This window comes from Massilia sp. 01N417 (genome assembly GCF_056399645.1).
Genome location: NZ_JBFTRS010000003.1, coordinates 1 through 12,571, shown reverse-complemented (window position 1 = coordinate 12,571; position 12,571 = coordinate 1). Strand labels below are relative to the sequence as shown.

The window sequence follows — 12,571 nt, the reverse complement described above, 5'->3', positions numbered from 1 at the left end:
CCATTCAGGGCGTCTGCGGCCCGGCCAGGCTGCGCAACTGGTAGCGGTTTGCGTCCGCGAACAGGAAGGTTTCCGAGAAGGTCAGCGTGCCGGTCGCCTGCGCCAGCTGTTGCGGAGGCGGCAGCGGGGTACTGCGGCGCATCGAGTCGAGGGCGATCTGCGAGGCGTCCGGATCGCGCGAGCGCTGCACCGCGACCTCGGCCAGGCGGCCGTCGCGGTCGACCGTGATTTCCAGCACCACGATGGCCGGCAGCATGGGCGGCAGCTTGCCGTTGAAGTTGCGCTCGGGATTGTGCTGCAGGACGTGCTGGGCGACCTGGGTCTTGTAGTCGTCCAGTCCCGCCGGAGAGGGTTTCGAGGGCGGGGAAGAGGTGAAGGGGCGGACGACTGCGCTGGCGACATGGCCGACCGAGGAGGCGACGGCCGTCGTGGCCGTGATCACGCTCGAGCATCCGCTCAAGCCTGCGATCAAAAACATGAGTGCCAGGCAAGTGCGGTTGATCGTCTTCATGACCGGAATCTCCCAAAACCTGCTGTCGCTCGCGACGGTCTTCCGATAGTACTGCTAGTCGAATAAACGCCGCAACTCCGTGCCAGGATCGGGCGCGCGCATGAAGGCCTCGCCCACCAGGAAGGCATGCACGCTGGCGTCGCGCATGCGCTTGACGTCGGCCGGCGCCAGGATCCCGGACTCGGTCACCACCAGGCGCTCCGCCGGGATGTTCGGCAGCAGGCCGATGGTGGTGTCGAGCGTGACCTCGAAGCTGCGCAGGTTACGGTTGTTGATGCCCAGCAGCCTCGTCTTGAGGCGCAGCGCAGCGTTCAACTCGTCGCCGTCATGTACTTCGACCAGCACATCCATGCCGAGTTCCTGGGCACAGGCTTCCAGTTCCGCCATCAGGCCATGATCGAGGGCGGCGACGATCAGCAGGATCGYGTCGGCGCCCATCGCGCGCGCTTCGTACACCTGGTACAGGTCGACCATGAAATCCTTGCGGATCACCGGCAGTTCGCAGGCGGCGCGCGCCTGTTTCAGGTAGTCGGGGGAGCCCTGGAAGAACTGGGCGTCGGTCAGCACCGACAGGCAGGAGGCGCCACCCTTTTCATAGCTCTCGGCGATGGCGGCCGGCTGGAAGTCGGCGCGCAGCACGCCCTTGGACGGCGAGGCCTTTTTCACTTCGGCGATCACGCCGGCGCGCCCGGCCCCGATGTTGCGGCGCAGGCTGGCCTCGAAGCCGCGCAGATTGCCGCGCAGTTCGCTGTCGCCCTCGACGTCGGCGCGCAGGCTGTACAGGTCGCGGTATTTTTTGGCGGCGGCGACTTCGTCGGCTTTCACCGCCAGGATCTTGTTCAGGATGTCGGACATGATGGACCTTCAGGATTGCTTCGACAGCGCCAGTTTGACGCCGAGCCAGACGAACAGGCTGCCGGTGATGCGCTTGAGCCACAGGGACACGACGGGGTCGAGCTTGAGGCGTGCGCTCGCCCGGGCCGTGAACAGCGACAGCGCGTTACACCACAGCATGCCGTTGAGATTGAAAATGCAGCCGAGGACGATGAAGGCCAGGGCCTTGTCCGGCGCGTCGGCACGGATGAATTGCGGAACGAAGGCGAGGAAGAACAGCGCCACCTTCGGGTTCAGCACATTGGTGAGAAACCCCTGGGCGAAGATCGTCCGGTAGGGCAGGCGCGGCAGCGCCAAGGCCTGGACCTGGCCTTCCTGCTTCTTGCTGCGCAACAGGCCGACTGCCATCCACAGGATATAGGCCGCACCGACCAGCTTGACCGCCGTGAAGGCCGCGCTCGACGTCGCCAGTACCGCGGACAGGCCCAGCGCGGCGGCCAGGATGTGCACGCAGGTGCCGGCGCCGATGCCGATCGCGGCCGCGCTGCCGGCGCGCCAGCCCTGGGTGGCGCTGCGGGTCATGATGAGCAGGGAATCGGGGCCGGGCAGGATGTTGAGCAGCAGCCCCGAAACGATGAAGACGGGCAGGTCGTGGATGCCCAGCATCTCAGTTCGCGGCGCCGAGCTGGCGCGTCACGCTGACGAACTGGTCGAGCTTGGCCAGCGCGGCGCCCGAGGCGATGGCGGCGCGCGCCTTCTGCAGGCCCTCTTCGATCGAGGCGGCGACGCCGGCCGCGTACAGTGCGGTGCCGGCGTTCAGCGCCACGATGTCGTGCGCCGGACCCGGTTCGCCGCGCAGGGCTTCCAGCACGCGCGTCTGCGATTCGGCGGCGTTCGCGACCTTCAGGTTGCGGCTGGAGATCATGGCCAGGCCGAAGTCTTCCGGATGGATCTCGTATTCGCGGATCTCGCCGTTGACGAGTTCACCGACCATGGTGCCGGCGCCCAGCGAGACTTCGTCCATATTGTCGCGGCCCCACACCACCACCGCGTGTTCGGCGCCCAGGCGCTGCAGTACGCGCACCTGGATGCCGACCAGGTCGGGGTGGAACACGCCCATCAGGATGTTCGGCGCGCCGGCCGGATTGGTCAGCGGTCCCAGGATGTTGAAGATGCTGCGCACGCCCAGTTCGCGGCGCACCGGCGCCACGTTCTTCATCGCCGCATGGTGGTTGGGCGCGAACATGAAGCCGATGCCGGTCTGGGCGATCGATTGCGCGATCTGCTCGGGCTTGAGGTCGATCTCGGCGCCCAGGGCTTCGATCAGGTCGGCGCTGCCGCTGGACGAAGACACGCTGCGGCCGCCATGCTTGGCCACGCGCGCGCCGGCGGCGGCGGCCACGAACATCGAGGCGGTCGAGATATTGAAGGTGTGGGCGCCGTCGCCGCCGGTGCCGACGATGTCGAGCAGGTTGGTGGTGTCGGCCATCGGCACCTTGGTCGAGAACTCGCGCATGACCTGGGCCGCGGCGGTGATCTCGCCGATGGTTTCCTTCTTCACGCGCAGGCCCATGGTGATGGCCGCGACCATGGTCGGCGACATCTGGCCCGACATGATCTGCCGGAACAGGTGCAGCATCTCGTCGTGGAAGATTTCGCGGTGTTCGATGCAGCGCAGGAGCGCTTCTTGCGGGGTGATCATGTCAGCGCTCCAGGAAGTTCTTCAGCATGGCGTGTCCGTGCTCGGACAGGATGGATTCGGGATGGAACTGCACGCCCTCGATGTCGAATTCCTTGTGGCGCACGCCCATGATTTCGCCGTCGTCGGTCCATGCCGTCACTTCCAGGCAGGCCGGCAGCGAGGCGCGCTCGATCGCCAGCGAGTGGTAGCGGATCACGGTGAAGGGGCTGGGCAGGCCCTTGAACACGCCTTCGCCCGTGTGGGCGATCTTCGAGGTCTTGCCGTGCATGACCTGCTTGGCGCGGATGATCCTGCCGCCGAAGGCTTCGCCGATCGCCTGGTGGCCGAGGCAGACGCCGAGGATCGGCTTCTTGCCCTTGAATTCCTTCAGCACGTCGACCGAGACGCCGGCATCCTTCGGGCTCTTCGGGCCCGGCGAGATGCAGATGCGGTCCGGGTTCATGCCGGCGATCTGTTCGAGCGTGATCTCGTCGTTGCGCACCGTGCGCACATCCTCGCCCAGCTCACCGAAGTACTGCACGATGTTGTAGGTGAACGAGTCGTAGTTGTCGATCATGAGCAGCATGTCAGATCTCCCCATCCAGTCCGTCTTGCACTTGCTCGGCCGCGCGCAGCACGGCACGTGCCTTGTTTTCCGTTTCCAGCCATTCCATCTCGGGGATGGAATCGGCCACGATGCCCGCAGCCGCCTGCACGTACAGGTTGCCGTCCTTGATCACGCCGGTGCGGATCGCGATCGCCACGTCCATCTCGCCGCCGAAGGAGAGATAGCCGCAGGCGCCGCCGTAGATGCCGCGCTTGACCGGCTCGAGCTCGTCGATCACTTCCATCGCCCGCACTTTCGGCGCACCGGTCAGGGTGCCGGCCGGGAAGGTGGCGCGCAGCACGTCCAGGTTGGACATGCCGTCCTTGAGCTCACCCTCCACGTTGGAGACGATGTGCTGCACGTGCGAGTATTTTTCGATGACCATCTGGTCGGTCACCTTGACCGTGCCGGTCTTGGCGATGCGGCCGATGTCGTTGCGCGCCAGGTCAATCAGCATCACGTGCTCGGCGACCTCCTTCGGGTCGTTCAGCAGCTCGTGGGCCAGCTCGGTGTCGCGTTCCGGGGTCGAACCGCGCGGGCGGGTACCGGCGATCGGACGCAGGGTCACCTTGCGGCCGCCTTCCGGCTGCTGTTCATTGCGCACCAGGATCTCCGGCGAGGAGCCGACGATCTGCATGTCGCCGAAGTTGTAGTAGTACATGTAGGGCGAGGGGTTCAGCGAACGCAGCGCGCGGTACAGCGACAGCGGCGAATCCACGTAGGGCTTGCGGATGCGCTGGCCGATCTGCACCTGCATCAGGTCGCCGGCCATCACGTATTCCTTGGCCACCGCCACCGCCTTCAGGTAATCCTCCTTGCTGAAGTCGCGCACGGCTTCGGTGCGGACGGAAGAGGAGGTCACCGGTGCATCGACGCTACGGCGCAGCATCACGCGCAGGTCCTTCAGGCGCTGGCGCGCCCGCGCATAGGCTTCCGGCTGGGATGGATCGGCGTAGACGATCAGGTAGAGCTTGCCCGACAGGTTGTCGATCACGGCCAGCTCTTCGGTCTGCATCAGCTGGATGTCCGGCAGTCCCAGCTCGTCCTTCGGCGCCTTGCCCGCCAGCTTCTTCTCGATGTGGCGCACGGTGTCGTAGCCGAAGTAGCCGGCCAGGCCGCCGCAGAAGCGCGGCAGTCCCGGGCGCAGCGCGACCTTGAAGCGCTGCTGGTAGGCCTCTATGAAGTCGAGCGGATTGCCTTCGTGCGTTTCGATGACCTCGCCGTTCCGTTCGACGATGATGCCCTTGCCGTCCCCGGTCGAGCGCAGCAGGGTCTTCGCCGGCAGGCCGATGAAGGAGTAGCGCCCGAAGCGCTCGCCGCCGACCACGGACTCGAGCAGGAAGGTGTTCTTGCCGGCATCCTGGCTCTGGGCCAGCTTCAGGTAGAGCGTGAGCGGGGTTTCGAGATCGGCGAAAGCTTCCGCGATCAGGGGGATACGGTTATAGCCTTGCGTGGCGAGCGATTTGAATTCGAGTTCGGTCATGCTTTTCTCCGGACCGGCCGCGAGGAGGGAGAGCGGCCGGCGTTTTCTTCAAAAAACCTGCCGGTTGGTTGTACACGCAGAGGCGTGCATCGGCAGCAATCAACGGGGGTTAGTTAGCCCAGGATTGCCAGCGTCGCCACAGCCAGGCCTCGAGGGCGCCGGTTTGGTTGACGGTGTGTTTTTTGGTGAAAAACATGTATAGATAAGTTAGTTTGACGTGCCGCTGTTACTCGTATTGTGAGCAGATATCAGCTTCGCTGCATCGAGCAGCGAATCAACTATACCATCGGAATTAATAGTTTGCACAGGCATTCCGTGGTTATAACCATATGGCACTGTGAGCACAAAGCAACCGGCGGCCCGCGCCGCCTCGGCGTCGTTGCTCGAATCGCCGATCGCCACCACGGCTGAAGGCGGCAGGCCGAAGTCGCGGCAGACCTGCTGCAGGGGCAGGGGGTCGGGCTTCTTCTTCGGCAGCGAGTCGCCGCCGTAGACCAGCTCGAACCAGGGCGCCAGGCCCTTCCTGTCCAGCAGGGGCAAAGTGAAAGCAACAGGCTTGTTGGTCACGCAGGCCAGGCGCAGGCCCTGCGCCTTCAGGGCCTTCAGTCCCTCGATCACGTCCGGGAACAGGGTGGCGCGTTCGCCGTTGATCGCCAGGTAGTGCCGCTGGTAGGCGGCCATGGCCTCATCGAACACGGCGTCGATGCGGGCGCTGTCGTAGTCCAGGGCCAGCACGTCGCGGATCAGCTTTTCCGAGCCCTTGCCGACCATCGGTTCGATGGTGGCCTGGTCGATCGGGGCAAGGCCGAACTCCGCGCGCATGCCGTTCAGCGCCAGTTCGAAATCCGGCACCGTGTGCAGCATGGTGCCGTCGAGGTCGATGATGGCGGCCTGGATTGCCGCGGCGCCCGCCCTCATTACTTTGCCTGGCTGGAGGCCAGTTCGGCGCGCATGGCGTCGATCACGGCCTTGTAGTCGGGCTTGCCGAAGATGGCGGAGCCGGCCACGAACGTGTCGGCGCCGGCGGCAGCCACCGCGGCGATGTTGTCGGCCTTGATGCCGCCGTCGACCTCCAGCATGATGTCGCGGCCCGATTCGTCGATCAGGCGGCGCGCCTGGGCGACCTTCTTCAGCGCTTCCGGAATGAAGGACTGGCCGCCGAAGCCCGGGTTGACCGACATGATCAGGATGATGTCGATCTTGTCCATCACGTGGTCGAGGTAGTGCAGCGGGGTGCCCGGGTTGAACACCAGGCCGGCCTTGCAGCCGTTGTCGCGGATCAGCTGCAGCGAGCGGTCGATGTGCTCGGAGGCTTCCGGGTGGAAAGTGATGATGTTGGCGCCGGCTTTCGCGAAGTCGGGGATGATGCGGTCGACCGGCTTGACCATCAGGTGGACGTCGATCGGCACCTGCACGTGCGGACGGATGGCCTGGCACACCATCGGGCCGATGGTCAGGTTCGGGACATAGTGGTTGTCCATCACGTCGAAGTGGATGATGTCGGCGCCGGCGGCAACGACATTCCTGACTTCCTCGCCCAGGCGGGCAAAGTCGGCGGACAGGATGCTGGGAGCGATGCGGTATGTGGTCATGGCGGTCTGGAAGTCTGCAATTCAGAAAGACCGCTATTGTACGACGCCGCGCTTTCCGCCACCGTTGTATGATGGCGCCTTAGAAAAAAGGAAAGCCATGGCCGTCTACGATTTCGCGATCAATGTCAGGACCCAGTACCTGCCGGAACAATCCAAACCGGACCGGACACTGCATGTGTTCACCTACACGATCACGATCAAGAATACCGGCGATGTGCCGGCCCAGCTGATCTCGCGCCATTGGGTGATCACCGATGCCAGCGGCAAGACCCAGGAAGTGAGCGGCCTGGGCGTGGTCGGTCACCAGCCGCTGCTCAAGCCGGGCGAGGAATTCGAATACACCAGCGGCACCCAGCTGGAAACGGCCCAGGGCTCGATGACCGGCGAATACTTCTTCGTGGCCGAGGATGGCCACCGCTTCGAAGTCACGATCCCGGAATTCGTACTGTCGCTGCCGCGCGCCCTGCACTGAGCCTGCGCCGCCCGGGCATTACTTGCGCCCGGAGAACATCGTCCACCAGACGATGAAGATCAGCAGGCACAGGGCCGCCCCCGCTTCCAATACCAGTATCCACATAACGGTTCCTTATGTTTTCGACACGCCGAAGTGTACCCGCCCGCGGCCTCGCCGGGTTGGTTTCCATTGCCGCCTTGCTGGCCGCCTGTACCACGGCGCCACCGAAACCGGCGCCGAAACCCCGGCCTGTGCCTTCGCCCCAGCCGAAGCCTCAGCCCCAGCCCCAGCCCCAGCCACCCATCAAGATCCCGCCGCCGGTAGCGCCGGTGCCGAACGGACCGGGGCAGCAGCCGCCCGCCGCTCCCTTGTTGACCCCGGTCGGCTTCGAGGCGCTGCCGGGCTGGCAGGAGGACGACCTGCGCCAGGCCTGGCCGGCCTATCTGTCGTCCTGCCGCGCGCTGGGAAACAAGCCGGACTGGAAGACGCCCTGCGCGGCCGCCAAGCTGGTCGATACCGGCGACGGCGTGGCGATCCGCCAGTATTTCGAAACGTATTTCGTGCCCAACCTGGTGCGGGCCGCCGATGGCGCGGACAGCGGCTTGATCACCGGCTACTACGAACCGATGCTGCACGGCTCGCGCAAGCGCGGCGGCGCCTACCAGACCCCGATCTACAAGGTGCCGGACGATCTCGTCACCGTCGACCTGGCCAGCGTCTATCCGAGCCTGAAGGGCATGCGCCTGCGCGGCCGCCTGGTCGGCAAGACCGTGGTGCCCTACGGCACCCGCGCCGAGATCGAGCGCGCCCGCCTGCCGGGCAAGGAACTGGTGTGGGTGGACGATCCGGTCGAAGCTTTCTTCCTGGAAGTCCAGGGTTCGGGCCGGGTGCAGCTCGACGATTCCGGCGAGACGGTGCGCATCGCCTACGCCGACCAGAACGGCCATCCCTACAAGGCGATCGGGCGCTGGCTGGTCGAGCAGGGCGAACTGACGGCCGGCCAGGCCTCGGCGCAGGGCATCAAGGCCTGGATCGCCGCCCATCCGGAGCGCCGCCAGGAACTCCTGAACGTCAATCCGAGCTATATCTTCTTCCGCGAGGAGCGCCTGCCGGATCCGGGCGTCGGCCCGAAAGGCGCGCTGGGCGTGCCCTTGAGCCCGAGCCGCTCGGTGGCGATCGATCCGTCCTTCCTGCCGCTGGGCGCGCCGATCTTCCTGTCGACCACCGAACCGGCCGGCGAGGTGCCGCTGCAGCGCCTGGTGATGGGCCAGGATACCGGCGGCGCCATCCGCGGCGCCGTGCGCGCCGACTTCTTCTTCGGCTTCGGCGACCAGGCGGCCGACAATGCGGGCCGCATGAAGCAGCGCGGCCAGCTGTGGGTGCTGTTGCCCCGGCCGGCGACCGTGCAGGCGTCGCGCTGAGCGTGTCGCAGGCCGCTCAGGCGGCCGCGCGCGGCCTGACGATGCCGGTGACGATGGTGGAGCTCAGGCAGAGTTCCAGTTAGGCCTTGATGCGATGCAGCCGGGTGCCGAACAGCGTGCCCAGGGTCAGCAGCAGGGCGCCGGCCGCCACCACGCCCAGGCCGGCGCGCACGCCGATCCGTTCCGCCAGCAGCCCGGCGCCGGCCGCGCCCACCGGCGCCATCGCCACCGTCATGAAGCGCATGGTCGAGGTCATCCGGCCCAGGAAGGCGTCCGGCGTCACGCGCTGGCGCAGGGCCAGGTAGGGCAGGAAGAACAGGGTGGCGCCGCAATCCAGCCAGAACACCACCAGCGCATAGGCGGCCGCGCTGGCCGTACTGCTGCCGAACAGGTCGCGCGGAATGGCCGGCATCAGCACGAAGCCGATCGCCGAGGCACACAGTCCGATCGCCACCGTGCCGCCGGAGCCGAAGCGCGCCGACAGGGGCTTCAGCAGCACCGAACTGGCCAGCACGCCGACCCCGCCCAGCATCTGGGCCGTACCCATCATCCCCGGCGACATCCCCAGCACGCGGGTGGCGAACAGCACGTAGAGCGCCATGTAACCGTAGAACAGCAGGTGCCAGCAGGCCGAGGTCCAGGCCAGCAGGCGCAGCACCGGCTGGCGCCAGACGAAGGCGAGGCCGTCCAGCATGTCGCGCAAGACGTGGGATTCGGGCGGCACCGGCTGCGGTTCGCGCGCCTCGATGCGCCGCAGGTTCCAGAGCGAGACCGTGAAGCCCGCCACATTGAAGAGGATGGCGAAGGGCGCGCCCAGCGCCTGCACCAGAACGCCGGCCAGGCCGGGACCGAGCAGGCGCGAGGCCGATTCGGTGGCCGCGAACTTCGATTGCGCATCGATCAGGCCGTCGCGCCCCACCAGGAAGGTCATGTAGATCTGCTCGGCGCCGCCACCCACCACCAGCCCGGTGCCGAGGACGAACTCGACCGCGTACATCCAGTGGATGCTGAGCCAGCCCTGCCACCAGGCGAAGGGGACGCTGGCCAGGCTCAGCGCCACCATCGCGTCGCTGCACAGCATGACGGGCAGGCGCCGGCTGCGGTCGAGCAGGACCCCGACGGGCAGTCCGAAGAACAGGAAGGGCAGGGAGCCGAGCGCCGCCAGCGTGCCCATCTGGGCCGGGGTGGCGTGCAGCAGCAGGGCCGCGCAGATGGGCAGGGCCAGCAGCGTGATCTGGGCGCCGAAATTGCTGAGGATGCTGCTGAACCAGAAGCGGCGGAAATCGGGATTGCGCAGCTGCGGATCGCCGTTCAGTTTGCGGAGGAAAGTAATTGGAGACACCACGCAATGATAACAAAGCGCCCTTGCCATTTATGCCACCCAAGGCGCTACAATCGAAGGGTTATCTTATTAAAGGATGTCCCATGGAATATTCTGACCTGCTGATCGAGAATCACGGCAAGGTTGTCGTGATCCGCCTGAACCGTCCGAAGGCGATGAATGCGCTGAACGACAATATGATGAACGAGCTGGGCGACGCGCTGGCCAGGTTCGACGCCGACCCGGCCGTCAACGTCATCGTCCTGACCGGCAGCGAGAAGGTGTTCGCGGCGGGCGCCGACATCGCCGCGATGGCCGACTACACCTATGCCGATACCTATCCCGGCAACTACATCGGCCGCAACTGGGAGCACATCCTGAACGTGCGCAAGCCGGTGATCGGCGTCGTCTCCGGCTATGCGCTGGGCGGCGGCTGCGAGCTGGCGATGATGTGCGATTTCCTGATCGCCGCCGACAGCGCCAAGTTCGGCCAGCCGGAAATCAAGGTCGGCGTGACCCCGGGCGCCGGCGGTACCCAGCGCCTGCCGCGCGCCATCGGCAAGTCGAAAGCCATGGACATGCTGCTGACCTGCCGCATGATCGACGCCGCCGAGGCCGAGCGCACCGGCCTGGTGTCGCGCGTGTTCCCGGCCGATAGCGTGATGGAAGAAGCGCTGGCGGTGGCGAACACCATCGCCGCGATGCCGGTGTCGGTCGCCATGCAGATCAAGGACTCGGTCAACCGCGCCTTCGAGACCACGCTGACCGAAGGCGTGCGCTACGAGCGCCGCTACTTCCACGCCGGCTTCGGTACGCCGGCGCAGAAGGAGGGCATGAAGGCCTTCCTGGAGAAACGCAAGCCGAACTTCGAAGGCCTGTGATCCTGCTTGCCTCTGGTTTATATCAGAGGCAATTCCCCGGTGCCCAGCCGCACAGGGTGCCGAGGAGATTGATCCACCGGCCGTCGGGAATCGACGCGCCCTGGACCTTGGGGTCGCGCGGGACGTAGCCGTAGGACGTCACGCCGACCACCCGGTTCGAACCATTGTTCTTGCCGGTGCCGCCGCCGTCCTGCAATTGCTGGAAGTTCTGGATCCACGGGCCGCCGCTGGAGCCGCCCTCGGCATCCGAACCATATTCGACATTGTTCGGCTCCACGACCTGGAAGGCCGCGCTGGTGATCATCTGCATTTTCTCGCAACCGTCGAGATTGCAGGGATAGCCGAGCTTGGAGGTGTGGTTGTCCGCCAGGCTGAGGGTCTGCCAGCCGAGCCAGCCGGTCAGGTCGCCCAGGGCGCGCGTACGGCCTCCCACCGGCTGGTCGTCGAAGGCGATCATCGCGTAATCCGCGGCATTCGGCACCTCGCCGCCGCCGAATGCCCAGTCACCGGTGACGATCACGACGCGCCAGTTCCAGGTCAGCAGGGGCGCGCTGCCGTCGCGAAATGCCGGCACGAACAGCCAGTTGCTGTAGAAACCGCTCGCGGTCCCGCTATGCACGCAATGGCCGGCGGTGGCGACGATGCGGTGCTGGATCACCGACGCCGAGCAGAGGTAGGGCTGGCCGTCGATCGAGAAGAACAGCGTGCCTGCCGTTATATAGGGATAGGCGCGGTCCGCGGAGAAGGGCGCGGCCGCCCCGGTGAACATGGGGAAGACGCGGCTGCTGGTGTAATGCGCGCCGAAGACGCCGACGGCCCCCGGGGACACCACGTCCGTGCCGTGCTTTTGCGTAGCGTCCGGTTTGAACAGCTGTTTGATCACGGATGGCGGCGTCTGCATGGCCGGGGCACGGCCGTCGGCCCCCTGGACCTGTTCGTCGGTGCGCGGCTGCGCCTGCTGGCGGATGACCCTCGACGACGCCAGCGGCAGGGGAAGAGGGCGGGCCGCCTTGAGGCGCGCCGGCGTCCAGTAGGCGGCGATCGCCCTGGCGTCCGGGTTGGTCAGGCTCACCATATTGTTGGCCAGCTTGCTGCCTTGTCGGTTGTCCTGCTTGTCTTGCGCCTGGCAGGGCGCTGCGCCGAACAGCAAGAGCGCGAGAACGGGCACGCAGGTATGCGCGAGGAATTTCATATTGCCTCCGAATGGGTCTCGTCGATTGGCCCGGCGGCAGGCATCGATGCCGGGATGGACGCGTCAAAAAATGCTGCGAACTCAGCTTAAGAGCGCAATCGGGGGAAGTTCGGGGGATCTTGCTGTCCAATGATGAGCGTCAATACGGCCGAGTGTCCCGGAGCAATGTTCTCTGCTCAAGCTTTTACTTGTGGCTTGTTTGGAACGGGACTTGCGCGCCCCAGTGCCGTTTGCTATAGTGCGCCTCCTGCTTCTGCAGCGCAGGAAAAGCTGAACGAAATCAAGTAGTTGAGCTAGGTGTTTTGATAACACCGCTGGCGCTGAAGAAAAAGATGGAGTTGACGAGGTAAGCGAAACACGGCATAATCTCACTTCTCTGCTGCTGACGAACAAAACGATTCGCCGGATGCAGCAAGGCAGTACCGAATACGATCTTTAACAATCAACAGTCGATAAGTGTGGGCGTTTGATGAAGTGCCAGCATCCTTCGGGGTGCTGAATGCTTAAATTATCAAATGTTCACAAAAAGTATAACGTTGCTCAGCAATGAGTAACGGTCAGTATTTTGAGTGGGCGACATGACGCGACATGACA

13 protein-coding genes are annotated in these 12,571 nt (G+C 65.4%); 3 read left to right on the top strand and 10 right to left on the bottom strand.

Translation table 11 applies throughout. The annotated features are described in order from the left end of the window. Positions 1 to 4: 4 nt before the first annotated feature. From AC1DOQ_RS03875 to rpe, 8 genes are all read right to left on the bottom strand, one after another. Positions 5 to 511, bottom strand: coding sequence for a TonB C-terminal domain-containing protein (locus AC1DOQ_RS03875; RefSeq protein WP_477360458.1), 507 nt, complete (start codon positions 509 to 511; stop codon positions 5 to 7). A 54-nt stretch (positions 512 to 565) separates the two neighbouring features. Further along, a complete protein-coding gene (gene trpC / locus AC1DOQ_RS03870; protein WP_477360456.1) occupies positions 566 to 1,366 on the bottom strand; it encodes an indole-3-glycerol phosphate synthase TrpC in 801 nt (266 codons plus the stop codon). A 9-nt stretch (positions 1,367 to 1,375) separates the two neighbouring features. Further along, entirely contained in the window at positions 1,376 to 2,011 is a 636-nt protein-coding gene (locus tag AC1DOQ_RS03865; protein ID WP_477360454.1) for a LysE family translocator, read from the bottom strand. Position 2,012: 1 nt separating this feature from the next. Then, positions 2,013 to 3,047 carry an anthranilate phosphoribosyltransferase gene (gene trpD, locus AC1DOQ_RS03860; RefSeq protein ID WP_477360452.1) on the bottom strand — a complete coding sequence of 345 codons (1,035 nt, stop codon included), beginning with the start codon at positions 3,045 to 3,047 and terminating at the stop codon, positions 2,013 to 2,015. 1 nt (position 3,048) lies between these two features. Beyond that, on the bottom strand, positions 3,049 to 3,612 hold the full coding sequence (locus AC1DOQ_RS03855) for an anthranilate synthase component II (protein ID WP_477360450.1): 564 nt from the start codon (positions 3,610 to 3,612) through the stop codon (positions 3,049 to 3,051). Between the two features lies 1 nt (position 3,613). After that, positions 3,614 to 5,116, bottom strand: coding sequence for an anthranilate synthase component I (trpE, locus tag AC1DOQ_RS03850; RefSeq protein WP_477360448.1), 1,503 nt, complete (start codon positions 5,114 to 5,116; stop codon positions 3,614 to 3,616). 207 nt (positions 5,117 to 5,323) lie between these two features. Further along, entirely contained in the window at positions 5,324 to 6,034 is a 711-nt protein-coding gene (locus AC1DOQ_RS03845; RefSeq protein WP_477360446.1) for a phosphoglycolate phosphatase, read from the bottom strand. Next, positions 6,034 to 6,708 carry a ribulose-phosphate 3-epimerase gene (gene rpe / locus AC1DOQ_RS03840; RefSeq protein ID WP_477360444.1) on the bottom strand — a complete coding sequence of 225 codons (675 nt, stop codon included), beginning with the start codon at positions 6,706 to 6,708 and terminating at the stop codon, positions 6,034 to 6,036. Before rpe ends, AC1DOQ_RS03845 begins: the two co-directional genes overlap by 1 nt. Before the next feature lie 97 nt (positions 6,709 to 6,805). On the opposite strand from rpe, the gene apaG reads away from it, so the two are divergent. Both apaG and mltA read left to right on the top strand, forming a co-directional pair. Next, the gene (apaG, locus tag AC1DOQ_RS03835; RefSeq protein WP_477360442.1) at positions 6,806 to 7,180 is read left to right on the top strand and encodes a Co2+/Mg2+ efflux protein ApaG; all 375 of its coding nucleotides are present in this window, start codon (positions 6,806 to 6,808) and stop codon (positions 7,178 to 7,180) included. Between the two features lie 116 nt (positions 7,181 to 7,296). After that, positions 7,297 to 8,583 (top strand): murein transglycosylase A, encoded by a 1,287-nt coding sequence (gene mltA / locus AC1DOQ_RS03830; protein WP_477360440.1) that lies wholly within the window; start codon positions 7,297 to 7,299, stop codon positions 8,581 to 8,583. Positions 8,584 to 8,662: 79 nt separating this feature from the next. On the opposite strand, the gene AC1DOQ_RS03825 is transcribed toward mltA, so the two are convergent. After that, positions 8,663 to 9,925, bottom strand: a complete 1,263-nt coding sequence (locus AC1DOQ_RS03825; protein WP_477360438.1) for an MFS transporter — start codon at positions 9,923 to 9,925, stop codon at positions 8,663 to 8,665. Positions 9,926 to 10,008: 83 nt separating this feature from the next. On the opposite strand from AC1DOQ_RS03825, the gene AC1DOQ_RS03820 reads away from it, so the two are divergent. Next, complete coding sequence (locus AC1DOQ_RS03820) at positions 10,009 to 10,785, top strand: enoyl-CoA hydratase (RefSeq protein WP_477360436.1); 777 nt, start codon at positions 10,009 to 10,011, stop codon at positions 10,783 to 10,785. A 22-nt stretch (positions 10,786 to 10,807) separates the two neighbouring features. Here AC1DOQ_RS03820 and AC1DOQ_RS03815 read toward each other — a convergent pair whose 3' ends face one another. Then, on the bottom strand, positions 10,808 to 11,977 hold the full coding sequence (locus tag AC1DOQ_RS03815; RefSeq protein WP_477360434.1) for a trypsin-like serine peptidase: 1,170 nt from the start codon (positions 11,975 to 11,977) through the stop codon (positions 10,808 to 10,810). Positions 11,978 to 12,571 lie beyond the last annotated feature (594 nt).

What these genes read in the sequence shown, in the direction of transcription:
- AC1DOQ_RS03855 (WP_477360450.1), bottom strand. Translation starts at nt 3,612, where the DNA reads ATGCTGCTCATGATCGACAACTACGACTCGTTCACCTACAACATCGTG.
- apaG (WP_477360442.1), top strand. Translation starts at nt 6,806, where the DNA reads ATGGCCGTCTACGATTTCGCGATCAATGTCAGGACCCAGTACCTGCCG.
- trpD (WP_477360452.1), bottom strand. Translation starts at nt 3,047, where the DNA reads ATGATCACCCCGCAAGAAGCGCTCCTGCGCTGCATCGAACACCGCGAA.
- AC1DOQ_RS03845 (WP_477360446.1), bottom strand. Translation starts at nt 6,034, where the DNA reads ATGAGGGCGGGCGCCGCGGCAATCCAGGCCGCCATCATCGACCTCGAC.
- AC1DOQ_RS03875 (WP_477360458.1), bottom strand. Translation starts at nt 511, where the DNA reads ATGAAGACGATCAACCGCACTTGCCTGGCACTCATGTTTTTGATCGCA.
- trpE (WP_477360448.1), bottom strand. Translation starts at nt 5,116, where the DNA reads ATGACCGAACTCGAATTCAAATCGCTCGCCACGCAAGGCTATAACCGT.
- AC1DOQ_RS03815 (WP_477360434.1), bottom strand. Translation starts at nt 11,977, where the DNA reads ATGAAATTCCTCGCGCATACCTGCGTGCCCGTTCTCGCGCTCTTGCTG.
- rpe (WP_477360444.1), bottom strand. Translation starts at nt 6,708, where the DNA reads ATGACCACATACCGCATCGCTCCCAGCATCCTGTCCGCCGACTTTGCC.
- mltA (WP_477360440.1), top strand. Translation starts at nt 7,297, where the DNA reads ATGTTTTCGACACGCCGAAGTGTACCCGCCCGCGGCCTCGCCGGGTTG.
- AC1DOQ_RS03820 (WP_477360436.1), top strand. Translation starts at nt 10,009, where the DNA reads ATGGAATATTCTGACCTGCTGATCGAGAATCACGGCAAGGTTGTCGTG.
- AC1DOQ_RS03865 (WP_477360454.1), bottom strand. Translation starts at nt 2,011, where the DNA reads ATGCTGGGCATCCACGACCTGCCCGTCTTCATCGTTTCGGGGCTGCTG.